Consider the following 19,339-nt stretch of genomic DNA (forward strand, 5'->3'; position numbering starts at 1 on the left):
AAAGCAGGCGAATATGCCGCTTTTCAGCCACTCTCATAATTTGCTATAGAGCTGTTCAATAAATTGTGTGCGCTCCTCTGACGTTTGCTGGACATTATCAAGAAGCAATGCTCCAAGCTGATGGTTGTTGTTATCTCCAACTAAAAATTGCAAATTTACCGACTGCTCTTCACATGTTCCTTTAAATTCAACAACAGCTTGCTCACGCTGAGTTTTGAAAAAGACCCATTTACCTTTTGTGCAAGAATGGTCTAGCACCTCTTCAATCGTTGCTTCATTTTTTACACTAAATGATTGCTGCTTCATTTCATCTATGTATGGATTTGCTGTAATATCATCCTTTGGGCCATAAAAATAAACAAAAAGCCCAAGCATGCCGAGTGGTATAAGCCAAAAAATCGTACGTTTGCCAAATTTCATTTTTCTACCTCCTTATCAAGCATTATAGCATTTGCTTATGATGTGCGAATAGTGAAAAAAATGAATTGATTTTTTCAAAAATATTCCTTAAAATGAAGTTGGAGGGGTGAATTGTTTGAATTTTATGATTGTTTTTCCTATATTAATAGTTTGGATTTTTATTCATTCGGTTATTAGCCAAAAATATTATTGGAAAGCAAGTCTTGCTAGCATATGCTTATATTTTGTTTGCATTGTTGCGCTACGAGACATGCTACCATTTCTTATCATTTTTTATATGTCCGCAATTTATTTGACGATGATGAGCATTGGTTGTTATAAGCAAAGAATTACAGTACGAGGATAGGACAGCCTATCCTCGTTTATTGCTATGTATTAACGTTCGCTTAGCTTTTCCACAACTTCCTTCAACAACATATTCCTCTCGCGCTGTAGCTTGATCAGTGAAATCGCAAACCATATCCCAACAATAATTGGTAAAACATAAATAATTAATAATGGTAATATTGCTAAACCTGTCAATCTATTTCCCTCCAATTCAATATTCTGTTTCATTATATATTAAATATGGAAAAAATAGAAATGTATTTAGAAAGAAATTTACAAACATATGTGCGTTTAATATAATGGAAATAACAGAAGGGAGCGATGTATAAAGTGAGAGCACTACTCATTGCCGAAAAGCCGTCGCTAATGCGAGATATTGAAAAAGTATATAAGCGGATGCAGTTGCCATACACAATTGACTTTGCCTCATTTGTGGGACATGTTGTGGAGTTAAAGGAGCCCCATGAATATAAAAAGGAATGGAAAAAGTGGGATTTAGCTGTTTTACCAATGATGCCTGAGCGCTACGAATTCCGCGTCAAAAAGACGGCCTATAAAGTGTACAAGGAGCTGGAGCAAAAGCTCAAAGCAGGACGCTATGATTTTATTATTAATGCGTGTGACGCAGGAATGGAAGGTGAAAATATTTTTTATTCCTTTTATAAAAAAGTAGGCTGCAAGCTGCCTGTTAAACGATTTTGGACATCGCAAACTACGGATAGTGCTATCCAAAAGGCATTAACGCATTTATTAGATGAAAATGATGCATTAATTCGTAATTTGCGCAATGCGGCGATGTATCGCATGATATTTGACTGGCTGATTGGCTTAAATTTAACACGTGTTGCCACAGTGAAGGGCGGGCGTACAATTAAAGTAGGGCGTGTTATGACGCCAACCCTTGCGATTGTTGTGCAGCGAGAGCTGGAAATTCGCAACTTCAAGCCAGAGCCCTATGCGCAGATTGAACTACAGCTACCTGAAATGACTGCATTATGGTTTGATCCAATCCAAAACACGAATAAAATACAGCCTGACAAAGTGCAGGAAATCGTCGCACGTATTACAGCAACAGCGCTTGTGAAAGAGCTAAACACAGAGCGTAAAATATTGCCTGCACCACCGCTTCATTCATTGTTAGAGCTGCAAAAGGAAGCGAATAAATTTTACGGCTTTACATCTGCCACGACATTGAAAATTGCGCAAAGCTTATATGAAAAAAAGCTCATCACTTATCCACGTACAGAATCAAAGCATTTACCAACAGCCTTTGCCGCAAATATTGCCGCACATTTACAAGCGATACGTGCAGTGGAACAATATAAAGAAGTGACGGCTAGCATTTTAGGCAATCCACAAAAAATTCAACAGGTCACTGCCTCAAAGCGCTATGTTGATGATAAGAAATTGACCGACCATCATGCCATTACAGTAACAGATGTAGCAGTGGGACACAAAAAGCTAACAGAGGCAGAATGGAAAGTATACCATCTTATTTGTAAACGACTTTTAGCGATTTTTTTACCTGCCTACACATTCGATAAAACAACTGTCATTTTACAATCAGGTGGTGAGCTCTTTAAGCAAACAGGCAATGCGATTGTTGAAAAAGGTTACACAGTTCTATATGAAGCATTTCGAAAAAAAGGCGAGCATCCACTGCCGTCTTTACAAGTAGATCAGCTATTGCCGATTGAAGATGTACAAGTGCTGTCAAAAATGACAGAGCCACCACCGCGTTACACAGATAGCACGCTGCTCGATGCGATGTTCCATGCAGGGCGCTTTGTGGAGGATGCACAGCTACAAAAAATATTAAAGGATGCAGAAGGAATTGGTACCTCCGCTACACGTGCCGAAATTATTGAAAAGCTATTAACAATCGGAATGCTAGCACGTCAAGGGAAAGCACTAGCCGCCACAGACTTCGGCATTGATGTCATCGCAAGCTTAGCTCATCATGATGTCGTTTCACCAGTATTAACAGCCGTTTGGAGCAAAAAGCTGAAAGACATTGTTGATGGTGGTTTAAATGCTACTGCCTTTTACCGTGAAATGCTTGCCTTTGTAGAAGACACAACGGCACGTATGAAAGCATTGCAAATGGAGGTCGCTGAAAAGGAAATTGTCATCGTAGGAAGCTGCCCGCTATGTAAGGAGCCTGTTATAGAAGGCTTCCGTGCCTATGCATGTCAAAACAAAGCATGTAAATTTGCGATTAGCAAAGTGCTGATGAAAGGTAAAGTAACGCCAACAGACGCAAAAAAGCTACTCACAGGCAAAGAAACCCGCGAAATCCGCTTCACATGGAAAAGCGGTAAAAAGGGCAAGGCTCGCTTGAAATTGCAGGAGGGGAAGTTAGAGTTTATTTTTTAGTTTGGAAACAACTGTATTTTACAGATTATTTACTAACACTACCGAAAGAACTTACTAAAAAAATTAAACCAAGAAATATTGCAATTTATGAAGAGAGGGGCCTACAAATGGAATCGATTCGAAGGGAAGACCTATCTCCAACATTCGCCTACGTGTATGATAGGATTTATGAGGATGGAATTGAACAAAAAGCTCGTGAAATTGCAGTTCGCTTAATCAAGGAAGGCTTTTTAGAAGATGAATGGATTGCCGATGTAACGGGCCTGTCTGTGGAGCAGGTTCAGGAAATTAGAAAAAATGGATAATGATTATGAAAAGCTTGCACCATGGTGCAGGCTTTTTCATTTTGTTAAAAAGAATGCTAGATTTTTCGAGCTAAAAATAAACTTTACTAATCAACTCAGATTTCTATTGTTTTTTATAGTATATGCGTTTACAATAATGCTCTGTATAGTAATTTATGAAAACTTATCTGAATTGTTTTATCTTGGTGCAGTGGGTGTCCAAACTCCCACTGCACCAAGATAAAAGCCTCCGGCGGATGTCACAGATTTTGAAAAAGAGCTTTTCAAGCAAGCTTGAAAAAAATCTGGACGCAATTACGCCGAGGCGTAATTGATTGATAGCTAGAATTTTTGCACTTTTTTGAATGAAAAACCATATAATAAGTGCAAATGTTTTGAAAATGTTCATTTTTTATAAAAAAAACACAAACTTATTGGAAATAGTATTGACGTATTTCTGATAAGTTTGTACACTGTGTAAAATCAAATGTTTTTTCAGGGGATACAATAATATTATAAGGTAAGGGATTTGGTAGAATGATTGTATGTAAATTTGGTGGAACTTCTGTTGCGAACGCTGAGCAAATTAAAAAAGTTGCGAATATTGTAAAGGCGAACCCAGCAAGAAAAATTATTGCGGTATCTGCTCCCGGCAAACGCACGGACGATGATATTAAAGTAACTGATTTATTAATTGATCTTGCGGATAGCGCATTGCACAATATAGATGTTGAATTGAAGTTGAATAGAGTGATTGAACGCTATGCTGATATTGCAGCAGAATTAGGGTTAGATGATATTATTATCAAGATTATCGAAGCTGATTTGCGAGAACGTTTAGCGGCGGATCAATCAGAAAAAGCACAATTTATCGATAGCATTAAGGCAAGTGGTGAGGATAATAATGCCAAGCTAATCGCAGCTTATTTCAGTTCAATCGGAATGCCTGCCAAATATATAAGCCCAAAAGAAGGTTTAATCGTTAACGATTTACCAGAAAGAACTTTTGCTTTGCCTGAAACCTATGATAATTTAAAGAAGCTTGCAAACGTGGAGGAAATTATTGTCTTCCCAGGCTTCTTCGGTTATACAAAGGCAGGGGTGCTACGTACATTTGATCGTGGCGGCTCTGATATTACTGGTTCGATTTTAGCTTCTGCAGTTGGTGCAGAGCTTTATGAAAACTTTACAGACGTTGATTGCGTCTTTTCAGCAAATCCGAAAGTGGTGAATTGTCCAATGGAAATTAAGGAAATCACATACCGTGAAATGCGTGAACTTTCATACGCAGGGTTCTCTGTATTTCATGATGAAGCGTTAATGCCTGTTTATAAACAAGGAATTCCAGTAAATATTAAAAACACAAATAATCCTGCTGCACCTGGTACACGTATTGTGCCGAAGCGCCCAGCAACAGGTAGCCCTGTAACAGGCATTGCGACGGATAGCGGGTTTTCTATTTTGTATGTATCGAAATATTTGATGAATCGTGAAGTTGGCTTTGGCAGACGTTTGCTGCAAATTATCGAGGAAGAAAATATTTCATATGAGCATACACCATCTGGACTTGATGATATTTCAGTTATTATGCGCTCTCACCAATTAAATGATGAGGTTGAAGCACGAATTATGAAGCGTGTGAAAGAAGAGCTGCAAGCGGAGGATGTGCATTTCCGCCACGATTTCTCAATGGTCGTGATCGTTGGAGAAGGTATGCGTCATAACACAGGCTTAGCGGCTCGTGCAGCAACAGCTATTTCCAATACAGGTGCCAATATTGAAATGATTAATCAAGGCTCTTCAGAGGTTAGTCTTGTGTTCGGTGTGCTAAGCCAATATGAGAATCAAATTTTAAAAGCGCTATATGAAGAGTTTTTTGCCCATACAACAGTTTAAAAATAAGAGAGCGGTCTTGAAAACAAGACCGCCTCTTTTTTGTCTTGCGGGCGAATTTCATAGTTTAATGAGCGAATCATTACTGGCAACGATACACTAATTGCACTACACCTGATGAAAACGTTCTTGTGTTAACTAATTGTAAGTTTAAACGATCTGCTATATTTGTGAATAGCGGCTTGCCTTCACCTAAAACAACAGGATGAATGGATAAACGGAATTCATCAACAAGCCCTAAATGGATAAAGGTTGTAATCAGGCTAGCGCCGCCATAAAGCCAAATGTTTTTACCAGGCTTTGTTTTAAGTGCTGTCATTTCCTCGGCAATATTTTCTTGAATGAAAATGGCTTTGCTGTCATCTTGCTGCCGTGTTTTTGAAAAGACGTATTTCTCTTTGCTATGGACAATCGCCCAAAATTGTTTTTCCTCCTCATTCGTTTCAGGTGTAAAATGCCCCCATAGATCGTAGCTTTTTCTGCCATATAAAATTGTATCAATGTCATTCAAAAAGTCGGTGAAATTCATATCAGGCTCCATAATGCACCAATCAATTTCTCCATTTTTCCCTTCAATAAAGCCATCTAACGTCACTGCTAAATCTAAAATGATTTTTCTTTCGTTATTTTGCATATTCTTACTCCTTTTGCTTTAAGGTGAAGAGTTTGATTTTATCATTGTAAGGGGAAAGAAACAATGTAGAGAGCTGAGCTTTCTTGCATACAAGTTGTCGCTTTTTGCGTAAAATAGAATCTGGAGGTGAGTGGATGGAGCGCATTTTGCGTATCACTCGACTAGTTTTTCATAATATTTACATGTATCGAGTAGATTATATTCGCGTCTTTTTGGCGATTCGACTTTTTCAATTGCTTATTGCCCTACCGTCTATTTCATTACTAATAACTGCTACATTACATATTTTAAAAATCGATAGCATTACAGAGGGAAATATCGTACAGCTCCTCGCACATCCGCTGTTTTTATTTGTGCTGACGCTAATTATTTTAATTGTTCTGTTGTTTATTTATTATGAAATGGGCATGCTCATTTTGCTTGCATATCATCAGCAAAGGGGTATTTCCTATACATTGCAGCAGCTATGGCGCCGTCTAAATCAAAAGGTTGTCTACTTTGTGAGCTTTGAAACAGGCTTGCTGTTTCTTTATTTAATACTAGTAATGCCACTGATTTCTTCTATATTGCCATCTACTATTACACAAAGCTTAAGCATCCCTGATTTTATTGTAGATGAGCTTATGACATCCTCAAAAGGGCGCATGTTGTATATAGTTGGTATGCTGCTGTTGTTTGTAATTGGTTTGCGTTTTATTTTGACGATGCCGTATTTTACAATTTACCAATGGACGACCATTTCACAGGCGGTTAAAATGAGCTGGCAATTTTCGAAACGCCGTTTATTTGAGCTTGTTGGTATGTTAGCAATAATACTCGTGCTGCATATTAGCTTAACGATTATTTTATTAGCTCTAACATTTTTACCACTATTCATTATTGAGCGGGTGATGCCAAGCTGGGCACTTGTTACAGCAGCCTTTACATTGACGTTTGCACAAGGGCTGTTGCTGCTTTTATTTACGTTATTACAGGCTGTTTTTTCACAGCTTGTTGTACTTGTTGCCTTTCGTTTAACGCGACAGCCACCTATTGAGCTTCAGCATGAATCTTTCCGTGAAACGATAATGCACTGGGCGATTATTTGTACGATTTTTGTTTATTTTTTAATGAGTGCTGTACAGGTGATTAATTTAGAGAAGGCATTGTATGAGCCAACAACGAAAATAATTGCCCATCGAGGGTTTATGGAAAAAGGTGTAGAAAATACGATAAGCTCACTTGTTGCCTCAGCACAAGCAGGGGCTGATATGGTAGAAATCGATATACAGCAAACGAGGGATGGGCAATTTGTTGTCTTCCATGATGCGACATTAGCGAGAATGGCTGGACGTAAAGAAATAACGCATCAACTCACATTAAATGAACTAACGAATATGACAGTAAGAGCAGGCAAATTGCAGGATAAAATTCCTTCCTTAGAGGAAATGCTGCAAAAAAGTGAGGAGCTTAATATGCCATTACTGATTGAAATAAAGCCTCATGGAAATGAAACAGAGGACTATTTGCAGCGTTTAATTGAGCTGCTTGTGAAGTATGATGCACTGGAAAAGCATTATATTCAATCGTTAGATAGCGAGGTTATTTGGCGATTAAATGAATTAGAGCCTCGTTTAAAGGTAGGGCTTGTTTTTGCGCTTTATATTGGTAGAATCCCACCGATCGAAGCTGATTTTATCGCCATACAGCAGGACGTTGCATCAGGTCGATTGATCGAACAAGCGAAACAGAGCGAAATGGAGCTGTTTATTTGGACGGTCAATACGGAGCGTGATATGCAATACTTTTTAGAGCAAGGCGTGGATGGGCTAATTACCAATCATCCAGATACAGCGAAGGACAGTCGTACGATGCTAAGTAATGCAACCTATTTTTTAAAGCGTATTTATAATAAATTGACGATATTATTTTAAGGAGCTTACAATGAATCAATATACGTATCAATTAACAGGAAATATTGCCTCGACAGAAAAAGTAGCTATTAACAATGAGGCTGGTGAAACGGTCAGTTATGTGGCACGTGTTTATAGCAATAGATTGAAACGGCTTGTCGATGGCTATTTTGATTATCGCTATTTCCTCACATATGAGGTGAGGAATATGCGGGAGGAGCCAACATTCCGTATTACTAAAAAGATTCGTCGAGGCAAGCTTTGGTTTGAGGCGTTTTCTTATACGCAGGACAAGCGCTATACAGTCACATATGAAAACTGGCGCATCGGCTTACCAGAGCTAGCCATTCATTGGTCAAATGGCACGATGAAAATTGATAAACAGATGGAAGGATGGTCAAGCTTTTTAGTGAATGACGAAGTGGTTGCACGCTGGCAGGCGGTATACAAGGAGCAGGAGGATACTTTTGATGTCACCTTGCAAATTGAACCGAATAGCCCTATCCAGCAAGTGGATTTTTTCGCAGCCATTAGCCAAGCCACATTATTTATAGGTTCGTAAGGAGAGATAGAAAATGAATGTTATTTTTGCACTAACAACAACAGGTGAACAGCTTTTAGAAATGGTATCAACAGATGTAGCAGGCTTATTAGCTGCAGTACAAGGAGAGAGCGTAACATTTCCGTTACCGTTAGTAAATAGACTAACGATTGCGTAAGAATATAGATATATCAAGGTTTCTAAAGCATGGCAAAGCCACTTGAAATTCTAGTTTTTCAAGTGGTTTTTTCATGATTATAATGATAGCGTGTTAATGTCGATTGTCCTGTTTTGATAATTTGCTCACTTGTAATTAATTCTTTTAACAAAATATATATGCTACCTATAGTAATATTTGTTGCTTTTTGAAGCTCACTTCTTGTAGCAGAACCATTTTCTTTTAAGTATTCCAATACAGCTTCTTTGTATTCTCTATATTGCATATGAGCTGGAGCTGGGGCTTTGCTATCCAACAAAGCTTTATAAGCAAATGTATGAGTAATGCCGTTCTTGAAAGTAATCGAATGTATACGTTTATCAATTACAACAATACGTGAAATGATTTCCCTTACAAAATCAGCCATAACTTCTCTACCAACAGTATCCTCAAGTTCACGATAATTTATAAAACGAACTTGCTCCATTTCTTTGGTAATTAAAAAATGTTGAGCATTATCAACGAAAACTTCACTTATATTTTCATTGTTTTTATTAAGTTCATACAATTTATCATCTATTTTTTCAAGAAAATTTATTATTTCGCGCTTTTGAAGTACATATTCTGTTTCACTCATGTCATTTTCGTCAAATAGATATAGATTTTTTAAGCGTTTTAATGATGTTTCATATTTTTTCCTTTCTCTGGTTAAACGTTCTACTTCTAAATTAGTTACAACCTTATCAGATTGCTTAGTCACAGTATACTCGTAATCATTTCTTCCGCGAGTAAGTATTCTGTATGTGTCTTTTAGCGCTGTGGTATCTATACCAACTACATCAAGAAACGGATTCCCGCGTAATAAAGCTCTTTCTATGTCTCTTATACTATGATTAGCAGTTATGCGGTGCTGCAACCGTATTAAATTAGATACATAGTTAAAAATAAAAGGAGCAACAACCATATCGCTAACATAGTTATCACAACTTTTTGCTACATTTAAGTTCATACAAATATAGCGTGAAGGGCGATAACCATTTTTTCGAGGTCCATCTAAGCCAGACGATAATAACATATTACACTTCCCACAATAAATCATTTTAGAAAATATATGAGTATGAATATTTGCGCGTTTTACATCTGTTAGTCCTCGGTAATTATCATCTAAAAGCTTATTTACACGAAGAAATTGTTCTTTATCTATGATTGCTGGATGGTTATTTTCAATTTTTATATCTTTATATTTATAAGTACCTATATAGAATTCATTTCGTAAAACATCACGAACAGTTTTCGCTTGCCATTCGCCACCAAATTGGGTGCTGATATTTTCTTCTCTTAGCTTTTGGGAAACTATTCTTGTAGATTTGACAGATTCATAAAGGTTGAAAATATCTTTTACAATAGCAACAGTATTGACATCTACAACAGGAAATGAATTATCCGAATTTTTCGCATAACCTATTGGGACAGCACCACCATTCCAGATTCCCTGCTGTGCACGATCTAACATGACCGCAGTTACACGTTCTGAAGATAGTTGACGTTCCAATTCTGCAAACACCAGAATAATTTTCAACACTGCTTCACCTATAGGTGTAGATGTATCGAATTGTTCATTTTTGGATACAAAAGTAACGCCATAATCTTTCAATTCCTCATACATAACAGTGAAGTCTTTTAAATTTCTCGAAATACGATCAATCTTCCAAACAATTAGATGCGTAAATTCACCTTCTTTAATACGCTGCATCATTTCTTGATATTTAGGGCGTTTAGTATTTTTAGCAGAGTAACCAGCATCTTCAAATACAACTGTTTCTTCAATATTTAGTGCATATTTAGCGTAATTTTCTAAATCTTTGCGTTGTAATGGCAACGAATCTTTATCAACTTGATGAGACGTACTTACCCGTATGTATAATGCTGCTTTTTTCATAAATTATTCCTCCTATAATTTTTATGACTTATTAAAAATAAAATAAATATGAGTATCCTTGTTTTAGTCTATATTTAATGGAGTGATTTTTGTCATTTAGCAAAATTATTAATGAAATAAAGAATTTTTAAGAAAAATCATTTATTGTATTTACCTAGTTTAGAAAAATATTTATTTAAAAGAAAATTATTCTACTACAATTGAATCAATTTCATAATTCGATTTATTTTAAATAAATGCGAATATTTGATTTTATAATAGACAATTTCACCTTTATAATCCGAATATTTTTTGTTATTTAGTCGATTACAATCTTAATTATTCGTGTTTTTCGAGTAAAAAGGCATTTATGAAATTGACTCAATTATATTAAATTTAGATATAAAATTGGCATAAGGAAAAATTGTATGGGCTTGGTAAAATATGAAGACCATAGATACAATTTCATAATTGAAACAGAACTTACGTTCTGTTAATATATACCCAAGAGGTGATAATAGTGAAAATCGAACTAAAAGACGCACTAGAAAAACTATTGGTAGAATACAATAGTAATTACACTGAAAATCATCTGAGAATTGTCGAAATGGTGTTACAGATTGAAAACATTGCTGCATTGAATTTTTTGTATTGTTTATCTAAGGATTTTCTACATGAGGAAAAGAGGCAACCTAATTAAATTAGGTTGCTTCTTTTTAATTTTAAGTTTTTATAAAACTGAGCTATATTTTGTCCTCTTCATCTTCAATTAGAGAACTTAAAAATTGAGCAAATGCCTTCTTTTGATTTTTAGTTAGTTTACTAGCATTAATCATTATATCTTTGATGAGATCATCTCCTTGCAAAGTAGCGTCAACTAGGATTTTACTAAGAATTTTATCCTTAATGTTTGCTACAAACATTTCCCCATTACCTGTACGTAACCATTCTTCTGAAGCATTAAATTTTCGACAAATATCATCTACAAGTCTGTTAGTGAATATTTTTGTTCCCTTCTCTAACGCTGAGATGTGTGCTTGCGACAAATTTAATTTGTTTGCCATATCAGTTTGATTTAGTCCGACCTGTAATCTTAGTTGTTTAAAACGTTCATTCAAGGTATACCCCCCCTTCATTTAATAATAGTACACCACGAAATATTTCTAAGCAATAAATTTTAACATGTAAATATTGACTTTGTATTCTGTTTAAATTATATTTTAAATATATATTATTATATCTAAGAAATAATATTGATAGAAAGGAGTGTTTAAAATGGCATATACAGAAGAAATCTCATTTGAGGAAATGTTAGAAATTTTAGAAATGGTAAAAAAATTGGACACCCCCAAAAAATGGGTTGCTAAAGGGTTTTTGATGGGGATGCAGGCAGATCAATCTTTAACAGTCAAGAGGGAATCAAAAGAGAGTGCAAAACAAGCGGATGAATGCGACTCATAATAAGCAAAAAGGGGTACGCCATTTTTTGGATATACCCTTGTTGAATTTAACTATTCTTTAATAGATATCTTAAATAGTTTGTAGCTTTTTCGCTGATTGAACCTTCTTCATGACAATAAAACGAAAAATCATAGTATAGAGGAGAAATGTTAAAGGCTACATAGTTCTTTTTGAGACCATCTATTATTCTGTTTGGATAAAGCACAGTGTATTCATTGATGTAATCACACTCTAACATCCGTTCACCACAGTTATTACAATAGTTGTTAAATTCGACATTCGTAAGTTCATCTGGTTGAAAACAATTTGTCAAGGAACACATCCAATTGGTCATTTCTATATTGGATTCTATGATACTTCCAAAAAGCGTTAAATTCTTATGTCGAGTATATCGATGATTCCCTAGATGTTCTTTGTAGTCACTACTAGCAAAGACACCAACAAGATTTTGATGTTCGCAAGAATGGCAGTAAACATAACCTAAAATGAAATACGATTCTCTAGGATTGAAGATGTATCTTTTAAAGTCGCTATCAAGAAATTTTTGAAAGGGTGCTAAATTGCAAATGTAATCAGGAATATACCAAGTTTTTGCATTAGGGTTCCATCTTGCACCATGCGATTTAATAAATTCTCGTGTTTCTTGTGACTCATAAACTGGAACGTTAAGTTTGATTGGCAATTCGAGAGAACCTCCTATCTGAGTATTTATTTGTATAAACAATAGGGTTATAACAAGTTTTCTGTACCATGTGATTTAATGCCTAGTAGGATCGTTGGAACGCCCAACAAGGTAGTCTAGTGAAACGTTAAAGTAGTCAGCTAATATTACAGCTTTTTCTAAAGGTGGGGTTGTTTCACCTTTGATATACCTTTGAACAACCCTTATTTGAACATTTAACAGGTCAGCTATAACCTGATTTGAAATGCCTTTATGCTCTCTTAATTGTAAAAGGCGTTTTGCAAAGTTATCCAAAAAGAAAACTCCTTTAAAAAACATTTGACTAACGTCATTAAATGACGTTAAAATAAACACAAGGCGTCATTAAATGACGTTTTAAAAAGTAAGGGGTGGTGATGTTGTTACTTAAAAAACTCCGAGTAAAACAAGGTCTTACTCAAAGTGATGTTGCTCAATTCATTGGTATTAGCACAAGGCAATATCAACGAGTAGAAGCTGGCAAAGCCTTTTTATCACAAAGTAATTTAAACAAACTGGAAGATATGTTCAGACTTCCGCAACGTGTACTTTTGGCGAAGAACGTTGCGGAGATTCCTGAATACTATCATGTTTACATACTTGGTACAGAAAACTGTTACTTCTAGTATACAGAAAAAGTTGATATTACGCATTGAGTAAAAGTTTAAATAGATGTTACCCGTTTAGTAAAACTCTAAGAAAAGAAACTAAATTTCAAAAGGGGATGGAGATAATGGCAAAAGCAAAAAATTCAACCAATGAATTTAATGGTAGCCGTATTGAAAAATTATGGGCAGCTCTTAACAAGTATGGCATTTACACAGAAGATGAATTACAAAAAGCCATTCAAGAAATGCAACCTTTGAACATCAGTTGTATGGTTGCACCTATTAACAATAATAATAAAAAAGCAAATTAGGAGGATTAGTTATATGACACCATTATTAGTCCAAGCTATCGGACACACAACAGGGAAAATTTACGTAGAAGGTACAAAAGCAGATTGTTTGAAGAAGCTACAGCAAAAATATCCATCATGTGGTTCATACAGTACATCCAATGGTAGGGATGGAATGACTCTCCCTGAGCCAATGAAATTTATTCGTGTTGGAGGTGAAGAGCCATGTCAACGTTTCTACAACGCATTATGGACAGTTTAGAAGAGCAAGCTGATTGGAATGTGACAACAACGGTAAGTCGTATGGATTTAATACAGCTTGTAGATGCTTATCACAACATACTGGAGCAACAGGGGGAGAAATTTGTAGAAAAAAAGACTGATATAGAAATTGGTAATATGGCTCTTGTTCAAAATAGTCGAAAACATTGGTTTTGTGAAATTGAAGATATTTACACATCTGAAATTGGTGAACCCAATCTCTATAAATTAAAAGGATCAGGTTTGTATACAAAAGATCAATTGACTGTAAGTAAATATCATGAAACTTTTACTGATTTAGGTTTAGCGATTGCTGAGAATTTGGTAGAGCGTATCAATGCACATGGAGGTGAAGCTTGGATTTCAATAAGTTGGCATGATTATGGTCAAAAGTGGTCATGGGAAACAATCCTATGTAAGAACAATTCATTAGGTATGACTGTTCAGTTACTCAGCCCACGTGATTTCAGGGAAATGAACGATGGCACATTTAATCGTCATACTAAGGTGCTCGAATTAGCAGGAGTATTGAATGAGGCAACTAGAGAGACGAAACCAAAGGATGCCGATTATGGGCGTTAGACAAAAAATTACATCACATGAGCGAGGGAGACAACTCGCTCCCATCAAGTAGCTTACAACTCTACTAAACCCCCTTATCGACAATAAGTAGTGGAGTTGTTGGTTACTTGATGGGAAACCTATAAACAGAAAAATGAAAACAAAAGAAGGGATTGAATCTAATGGATCAATTGAAAGAATTTGTTGCACTTTGTGAAGAAAAAGAAAGTTATAGTACATCAGGGTTTTTATTTTGTCAGTCGGATAATGAAAAGTTAATTGAACTAACTGCCCTTATTAAACAAAGAGCATTGGAGTTAAATATTTTATCTATTTATAAGATAGGTGAGAATTATGTAATTAGTTTATATGGGTTAGATGAAATACAAAAATACTGTTCAGAGGGGCAAGAGGTACAACACTCTCTTCCTGACATTAGTAAAGAAAATGACTCACTTCTTTATCACAAGTATGAGGTGCAGGTTGAAAATTTTAAATTAACTACAATGGTTTCAGAGTATAAACCTGACATGGAAAAGCGAGTTAAAACGGTGAAAAAAAATATTGAAAGAGAGTAAAGGGAAGGAGGAGCTGATATGACACTCCAACAATTATTAAATCAACAAGAAATTGTGTATGTAGAAAAAGGCGCAGCCTTTACAAATAGTCGTATCGTTAGTGAAGTTTTTCAAAAAGGGCATGACAAGGTTCTACGAGATATTCGAGGTCTAAAATGTTCGGAAGCATTTAAACTCGCCAATTTTGGAGAGTGCGATTACACCAATGCGCAAGGGCGAAAAATGCCTATGTATACACTTAGTTTTGATGGGTTTGTCATGTTAGCAATGGGTTACACAGGAGAGAAAGCCATGCAATTTAAAGAGCTATACATAGCAGCGTTTAATCGCACACATAAATTGTTGGCTGAACAAAATCAAACATTATTATCAAGTGAACAAAAACAAATAAGTAGGTTGGTGCAGTGTGTTATTAAACAAGCCTATCCACAACTTACAACTGCTGCTAGACAAAAATATTACACGGCTTTGTATAAAGCATTGCGTCAACAATTTGCTGTGATGTCTTACAAAGATATTCCACGTAGCAAATTGTTAGATGCTATCTCATTTATAGAGAATTGGGGCTCACCAAAATTGGAGAGTGTACTTATTGATACTAATAAATAATTAAATACTAAAAAAGGAGATGGTGTTATGGAAAAACAGTTACAAATGATTCCTTCACAGCCGTTGCAGCAAGGAGAACAAATACGTATACGTAAAGCTGTTTCAGAACGAGTATACACTTTAACAAAAATACCAGACGCACGGCAAGTATTGTTCAAATCTCTTTTTAGAGCATTAAAAGAGCGATATGGTGTCGATTCGTATAAAGATATTCCACGTTACCAAATGCAAAACGCATTACATTTTATAGCAAAATGGAGAGGTTAAGTTAGATAGTGAGGTGATTCTAATTGTCAAGAATAATTGAGGAACAAAAAATTTTAAGTATTGTTGGCAAGACAGCAATGGAAGACGATAAAGGACGAATTATTAACTGGGTTTTAGAACATTGTATTTCAAAATACTTTGAAATGTCTTTACGTGCACATTCTAAATCTTTACCTAGCTTAACCAGTCGTATTTCTGACATACCTAGTAGTCGGAGTAATGAATTTTTTAGTAAAACCGAGGCAGCAGCCATTGAAAGAGTATCAGCTGGTGAATGGCTGCGCATTTTTCATGTCAATTTGGACGGATTACCAGCTGCACATAAGCAAATTATTGAACAAAAATATTTACAACGTGCTCCAGATGGACGCTATAGATCGGATTTAATTGTTTATCAGGAATTAAATGTGGGACGTACAACATACTACCGAATGAAAAAAGAGGCGCTTTATTGGCTGGGTGTAACTTTAATAGAAGAAAAAATTTTTGAAAATACTGAAACAGTTCTGGAAGGAGATTGGGAATGCTAAACATCCTGAAAAAAATATCAGAAAAAAAGTGTGAAAATTGTGGCGTGATTCTTCAAAAAGATGGCACTAGACAGATTAATTTAAAGGAATTTGAGTTAATTAATTACGATAAAGCTTTAAGGGAAATTATTGAGTCCCCTCGTCCATCATATCTAATTAAAGTCCTTATTTGTGAATCTTGTCATATTACTTTGGAGCAGATAGTAGAAAAAAGACGTGAAATAGAGTGTGAGGCAGAAAATAGACAGAGAATCCGACAGCAGAAAAAAGAAGAGGAACAACGATACCTAGATGCGTTGAGAAAACAAGTGGAATTAAAAACACTAGAAAAACAAGCTGTCGAATTAGGCATAAATTTAAAGGAATTATGAATTTTTTCAATTTCAGAAAGGATGCATAAATATGACAACTTATTCAGAAGAAATGGAAAAGTTAGGACAAGTTACAATTTTTGATTTGTTGCCATCTTCATCAACTCATACAAATATATTTTCAATTGGAGATCGTGTTCGCGTTGTCATTACAGCTGAAAGCGATCCAGAATCATATTATTACTTGGAAAGTTATCTACCTATTGTTTTTAAAAAAAGAGGCGAAATTATTGAGGTACTAGGTAATCAACTATATCTAGTAGATTTCGCTGGTGAACGTCATCTTTTTAAAGAGCATGAAATTGCTTTGTAAGGGGAGGAATCTATATGGATTATCAAATTGCTTCTTTTTATAAAAAATGGGTTGCAGATGGTTATATTGATCAATTAAAAAAAGGGATTAATAGGCCTTATTTTAAGCCTAATAAATGATATTAATTGAGGCGTTGTATTATGGATAATGAAAAAATTGATGCAATATTGCGGAAAGTAAAAGGCTTATTAGCTATTGCAGAAGATAATGCAAATGATGAAGAAGCTCAGTCAGCTTTTGTAAGAGCACAGATATTAATGATGAAATACAATATCGATCAGCGTGAAGTGGAGAATCGATTAGAAGAAGATGCTTCAACCATTGAAGATTTTGGCACTGTCTATAAGACATTGTATTGGTTTGAAAGAGCACTTGCGATAGTAATTGCTAAAAATTTTCGTGTTAAAAACTTTTAAAATTGGAAGCGACATAAAGGTGATTCAAAACTAAAGAGAAGAATAGTATTTTTCGGTTTAGCAGCAGATGTAAAAATTGCAAAGGAAGTGTACATCCTAGCGAATGAAGCATTACTATTTTATGCGAATCGTTATGTGGACCACTATTATTCTATCACTTCGGAAAGTCGCAATCGAGCGAATACGTTACGAATAAAGAATGCCTATATGCTTGGGTTTATCGAAGGTTTAGAAATGAAATTAGAGGAGCAACGTAATCAATTGCAGCAAGAATACGGTTTAGTAGTTTTAATGCCTGTAGTGGTAGAGGAAAGATATAAAAAAATTGAAAGTGGTTTTACTGGCAATGCTAATCCTTTCCAATTGCCTAATATTGATTCAATTAATGAAAGTTTAGCATATAAAAGAGGGTTGGAAGATGGAGAAACAATCGACTATACCCAATCTACAATTCATGATGAAATTGTCATTTGAACCTAGAAATAGCAGAGGGGGAGTATAAATTGCGAGTTAACCATTTAAAGCCATTATATAAACAATTAAAAGATGGGAAATTACATCTTGCTTTTGCTTATCAACACCTTTCAATTATCAAAGACGATAAGGAGTTTCATTTTATTCCTTTAGATGGAAAAGAAATGGTTGTTAATTTGAAGACTTATAAAATCGAGAATGTGTCAGATGTATTTGTATTCCAAAATGGTAGTCATTTTATGCGTTTGCCACTTTATCAATTATTGTGCTTCCCAAATATTTATGATTATTTGTTGCCAATCATTGAGGAAAAAATAGTTAATCATCATGACTGTAATAAGGATGAAATAAACGAAGAAACAAATGAATTGATGAAAGAAATTATGCAATTTCATCAAGAAAATTTAATTGACAAACTCTTAGATGCTAAAGATTTCGATGGTCTAAAAACAGTAATGGAATCAACAAGGGGGTAAATGATGCTAACAATACTATCATTTTTAAAAAAATTATTATCTTGGATTATGGTTTTATCGGTACTTTACTTGAGTCACGAAGGAGTACAAGTTTTTATAAACGAGATTCGAAGTATGAATGATATTGATATCGTTAAACAAATTCGTGGAATATATGGAGCATTTATTATCATTACAATTTCAATTTTGGCTATTACAAAAATCATTTTCAAAACTAGGATATCTGCTGACGCATTTTTCTTTGCTTTCAGTATGTTAGCAATATTAGCCCTTGCTTTTAAAGGAAATGATGATGCAGCTAGTTTTGTAATACTTAGTTATCTATCTATGTCTGTACTAATTATTCTTATTGAAAAATACTTTGAGAGTAAGCTGAAGGTTAATCGAATTGGATGGGTATATGGGGCATATGGTGGACTTCGAGCTGCAAAAACACCTCAAATTGATGAAGTATTAAATAACACTAATACTGCGTCAAATGATAGCAATTTCACAGAGGGATCAAAGGATTCAGGAAGCTAGATGCTCTAGCTAAAAGTACACAAGTCATTATATTAATAGTTGAACAGTAGGCATTAATATGTAATAGTGCCTACGATTGAACTACTAATTAAGGAATAACTTGTCTATTTTATTATTTTGACAAAATAGAAGAAGGGAGAGCTAGAGGGATAATCAGTAAGAAAATTGACTAGACTTGATGCGGCGGAAGGAGAATTTAGGATGAGGTTTCGAAAAAAGCACATTGAAATCGAAGCGATTCAGTGGAATGGCGAAAATAACGAAGAAATAATGCAATTTTTAGGTATGGGGGACGCTGGAGATTACTTCCTTACAAAAAAATATATTGGCATACATACACTAGAGGGCATCATGAAAGCTAGTGTTGGTGACTACATCATTAAAGGTATACAAGGAGAATTTTCCCCATGTAAGCCTGATATTTTCGAACAGAATTACGAAAAAATTTAATAAACACAAT

Annotated in this window: 30 protein-coding genes; 23 read left to right on the forward strand and 7 right to left on the reverse strand. The window is 35.2% G+C overall.

Annotated features, from left to right (window positions below; all coding sequences use genetic code 11):
- Window positions 1-33: 33 nt before the first annotated feature.
- Entirely contained in the window at window positions 34-420 is a 387-nt protein-coding gene (locus tag M3Z76_RS01095) for a glucosamine 6-phosphate synthetase (protein ID WP_293919955.1), read from the reverse strand.
- A gap of 375 nt (window positions 421-795) precedes the next feature.
- On the reverse strand, window positions 796-942 hold the full coding sequence (locus tag M3Z76_RS01100; RefSeq protein ID WP_293919954.1) for a hypothetical protein: 147 nt from the start codon (window positions 940-942) through the stop codon (window positions 796-798).
- A gap of 126 nt (window positions 943-1,068) precedes the next feature.
- On the opposite strand from M3Z76_RS01100, the gene M3Z76_RS01105 reads away from it, so the two are divergent.
- From M3Z76_RS01105 to M3Z76_RS01115, 3 genes are all read left to right on the forward strand, one after another.
- Window positions 1,069-3,123: a type IA DNA topoisomerase gene (locus tag M3Z76_RS01105; protein WP_293919952.1), complete on the forward strand. Its 2,055-nt coding sequence runs from the start codon at window positions 1,069-1,071 to the stop codon at window positions 3,121-3,123.
- A 107-nt stretch (window positions 3,124-3,230) separates the two neighbouring features.
- A complete protein-coding gene (locus M3Z76_RS01110) occupies window positions 3,231-3,428 on the forward strand; it encodes a hypothetical protein (protein WP_293919949.1) in 198 nt (65 codons plus the stop codon).
- A gap of 516 nt (window positions 3,429-3,944) precedes the next feature.
- Complete coding sequence (locus tag M3Z76_RS01115; RefSeq protein WP_293919947.1) at window positions 3,945-5,303, forward strand: aspartate kinase; 1,359 nt, start codon at window positions 3,945-3,947, stop codon at window positions 5,301-5,303.
- A gap of 79 nt (window positions 5,304-5,382) precedes the next feature.
- On the opposite strand, the gene M3Z76_RS01120 is transcribed toward M3Z76_RS01115, so the two are convergent.
- Window positions 5,383-5,934, reverse strand: coding sequence for a dihydrofolate reductase family protein (locus tag M3Z76_RS01120; protein ID WP_293919946.1), 552 nt, complete (start codon window positions 5,932-5,934; stop codon window positions 5,383-5,385).
- A gap of 134 nt (window positions 5,935-6,068) precedes the next feature.
- On the opposite strand from M3Z76_RS01120, the gene M3Z76_RS01125 reads away from it, so the two are divergent.
- The 3 genes from M3Z76_RS01125 to M3Z76_RS01135 are packed head-to-tail and all read left to right on the forward strand — an operon-like array spanning window position 6,069 to window position 8,545.
- Window positions 6,069-7,847, forward strand: a complete 1,779-nt coding sequence (locus tag M3Z76_RS01125) for a glycerophosphodiester phosphodiesterase (protein ID WP_293919945.1) — start codon at window positions 6,069-6,071, stop codon at window positions 7,845-7,847.
- Between the two features lie 10 nt (window positions 7,848-7,857).
- Window positions 7,858-8,388: a tubby C-terminal domain-like protein gene (locus M3Z76_RS01130; RefSeq protein WP_293919944.1), complete on the forward strand. Its 531-nt coding sequence runs from the start codon at window positions 7,858-7,860 to the stop codon at window positions 8,386-8,388.
- A 13-nt stretch (window positions 8,389-8,401) separates the two neighbouring features.
- A complete protein-coding gene (locus tag M3Z76_RS01135) occupies window positions 8,402-8,545 on the forward strand; it encodes a hypothetical protein (RefSeq protein WP_293919943.1) in 144 nt (47 codons plus the stop codon).
- 58 nt (window positions 8,546-8,603) lie between these two features.
- Here the strand turns inward: M3Z76_RS01135 and M3Z76_RS01140 are convergent, their stop codons facing one another.
- Window positions 8,604-10,463 (reverse strand): recombinase family protein, encoded by a 1,860-nt coding sequence (locus M3Z76_RS01140; RefSeq protein WP_293919941.1) that lies wholly within the window; start codon window positions 10,461-10,463, stop codon window positions 8,604-8,606.
- 499 nt (window positions 10,464-10,962) lie between these two features.
- On the opposite strand from M3Z76_RS01140, the gene M3Z76_RS01145 reads away from it, so the two are divergent.
- Entirely contained in the window at window positions 10,963-11,142 is a 180-nt protein-coding gene (locus M3Z76_RS01145; protein WP_293919940.1) for a hypothetical protein, read from the forward strand.
- A 43-nt stretch (window positions 11,143-11,185) separates the two neighbouring features.
- Here the strand turns inward: M3Z76_RS01145 and M3Z76_RS01150 are convergent, their stop codons facing one another.
- On the reverse strand, window positions 11,186-11,560 hold the full coding sequence (locus M3Z76_RS01150) for a helix-turn-helix transcriptional regulator (RefSeq protein WP_293919938.1): 375 nt from the start codon (window positions 11,558-11,560) through the stop codon (window positions 11,186-11,188).
- Window positions 11,561-11,717: 157 nt separating this feature from the next.
- Here M3Z76_RS01150 and M3Z76_RS01155 point away from each other — a divergent pair, with 157 nt between their 5' ends.
- The gene (locus M3Z76_RS01155; RefSeq protein WP_293919937.1) at window positions 11,718-11,903 is read left to right on the forward strand and encodes a hypothetical protein; all 186 of its coding nucleotides are present in this window, start codon (window positions 11,718-11,720) and stop codon (window positions 11,901-11,903) included.
- Window positions 11,904-11,949: 46 nt separating this feature from the next.
- On the opposite strand, the gene M3Z76_RS01160 is transcribed toward M3Z76_RS01155, so the two are convergent.
- Together M3Z76_RS01160 and M3Z76_RS01165 are read right to left on the reverse strand one after the other, a co-directional pair.
- On the reverse strand, window positions 11,950-12,585 hold the full coding sequence (locus M3Z76_RS01160) for a DUF5710 domain-containing protein (protein ID WP_293919935.1): 636 nt from the start codon (window positions 12,583-12,585) through the stop codon (window positions 11,950-11,952).
- A gap of 75 nt (window positions 12,586-12,660) precedes the next feature.
- Window positions 12,661-12,879 carry a helix-turn-helix domain-containing protein gene (locus tag M3Z76_RS01165; RefSeq protein ID WP_293919934.1) on the reverse strand — a complete coding sequence of 73 codons (219 nt, stop codon included), beginning with the start codon at window positions 12,877-12,879 and terminating at the stop codon, window positions 12,661-12,663.
- Between the two features lie 101 nt (window positions 12,880-12,980).
- On the opposite strand from M3Z76_RS01165, the gene M3Z76_RS01170 reads away from it, so the two are divergent.
- The 15 genes from M3Z76_RS01170 to M3Z76_RS01240 all read left to right on the forward strand — a co-directional run bounded on the left by M3Z76_RS01170 (window position 12,981) and on the right by M3Z76_RS01240 (window position 19,329).
- A complete protein-coding gene (locus M3Z76_RS01170) occupies window positions 12,981-13,229 on the forward strand; it encodes a helix-turn-helix domain-containing protein (protein ID WP_293919932.1) in 249 nt (82 codons plus the stop codon).
- Between the two features lie 107 nt (window positions 13,230-13,336).
- Entirely contained in the window at window positions 13,337-13,522 is a 186-nt protein-coding gene (locus M3Z76_RS01175) for a hypothetical protein (RefSeq protein WP_293919931.1), read from the forward strand.
- 13 nt (window positions 13,523-13,535) lie between these two features.
- Window positions 13,536-13,763, forward strand: a complete 228-nt coding sequence (locus tag M3Z76_RS01180; protein ID WP_293919930.1) for a hypothetical protein — start codon at window positions 13,536-13,538, stop codon at window positions 13,761-13,763.
- Window positions 13,727-14,344, forward strand: coding sequence for a hypothetical protein (locus tag M3Z76_RS01185; RefSeq protein ID WP_293919929.1), 618 nt, complete (start codon window positions 13,727-13,729; stop codon window positions 14,342-14,344). Before M3Z76_RS01180 ends, M3Z76_RS01185 begins: the two co-directional genes overlap by 37 nt.
- Window positions 14,345-14,505: 161 nt before the next feature.
- Window positions 14,506-14,901 (forward strand): hypothetical protein, encoded by a 396-nt coding sequence (locus M3Z76_RS01190; protein WP_293919928.1) that lies wholly within the window; start codon window positions 14,506-14,508, stop codon window positions 14,899-14,901.
- A gap of 18 nt (window positions 14,902-14,919) precedes the next feature.
- The gene (locus M3Z76_RS01195) at window positions 14,920-15,510 is read left to right on the forward strand and encodes a Rha family transcriptional regulator (protein ID WP_293919927.1); all 591 of its coding nucleotides are present in this window, start codon (window positions 14,920-14,922) and stop codon (window positions 15,508-15,510) included.
- 27 nt (window positions 15,511-15,537) lie between these two features.
- A complete protein-coding gene (locus M3Z76_RS01200; RefSeq protein ID WP_293919925.1) occupies window positions 15,538-15,777 on the forward strand; it encodes an ORF6C domain-containing protein in 240 nt (79 codons plus the stop codon).
- Between the two features lie 23 nt (window positions 15,778-15,800).
- Window positions 15,801-16,307 carry an ArpU family phage packaging/lysis transcriptional regulator gene (locus M3Z76_RS01205; RefSeq protein WP_293919924.1) on the forward strand — a complete coding sequence of 169 codons (507 nt, stop codon included), beginning with the start codon at window positions 15,801-15,803 and terminating at the stop codon, window positions 16,305-16,307.
- Window positions 16,301-16,678: a hypothetical protein gene (locus tag M3Z76_RS01210; RefSeq protein ID WP_293919922.1), complete on the forward strand. Its 378-nt coding sequence runs from the start codon at window positions 16,301-16,303 to the stop codon at window positions 16,676-16,678. Before M3Z76_RS01205 ends, M3Z76_RS01210 begins: the two co-directional genes overlap by 7 nt.
- Window positions 16,679-16,709: 31 nt before the next feature.
- A complete protein-coding gene (locus tag M3Z76_RS01215) occupies window positions 16,710-16,991 on the forward strand; it encodes a hypothetical protein (protein WP_293919921.1) in 282 nt (93 codons plus the stop codon).
- 140 nt (window positions 16,992-17,131) lie between these two features.
- Complete coding sequence (locus M3Z76_RS01220; RefSeq protein ID WP_293919919.1) at window positions 17,132-17,407, forward strand: DUF2786 domain-containing protein; 276 nt, start codon at window positions 17,132-17,134, stop codon at window positions 17,405-17,407.
- 42 nt (window positions 17,408-17,449) lie between these two features.
- On the forward strand, window positions 17,450-17,881 hold the full coding sequence (locus M3Z76_RS01225; protein WP_483310134.1) for a DUF7168 domain-containing protein: 432 nt from the start codon (window positions 17,450-17,452) through the stop codon (window positions 17,879-17,881).
- A gap of 29 nt (window positions 17,882-17,910) precedes the next feature.
- Window positions 17,911-18,357: a transcriptional regulator gene (locus M3Z76_RS01230; RefSeq protein WP_293919913.1), complete on the forward strand. Its 447-nt coding sequence runs from the start codon at window positions 17,911-17,913 to the stop codon at window positions 18,355-18,357.
- Window positions 18,358-18,879 (forward strand): hypothetical protein, encoded by a 522-nt coding sequence (locus M3Z76_RS01235; protein WP_293919911.1) that lies wholly within the window; start codon window positions 18,358-18,360, stop codon window positions 18,877-18,879.
- Between the two features lie 201 nt (window positions 18,880-19,080).
- Window positions 19,081-19,329, forward strand: a complete 249-nt coding sequence (locus M3Z76_RS01240; protein WP_293919909.1) for a hypothetical protein — start codon at window positions 19,081-19,083, stop codon at window positions 19,327-19,329.
- The last annotated feature ends 10 nt before the right edge of the window (window positions 19,330-19,339 follow it).

Source organism: Metasolibacillus sp. (genome assembly GCF_025291715.1).
GTDB classification, from domain to species: Bacteria; Bacillota; Bacilli; order Bacillales_A; family Planococcaceae; genus Metasolibacillus; species Metasolibacillus louembei.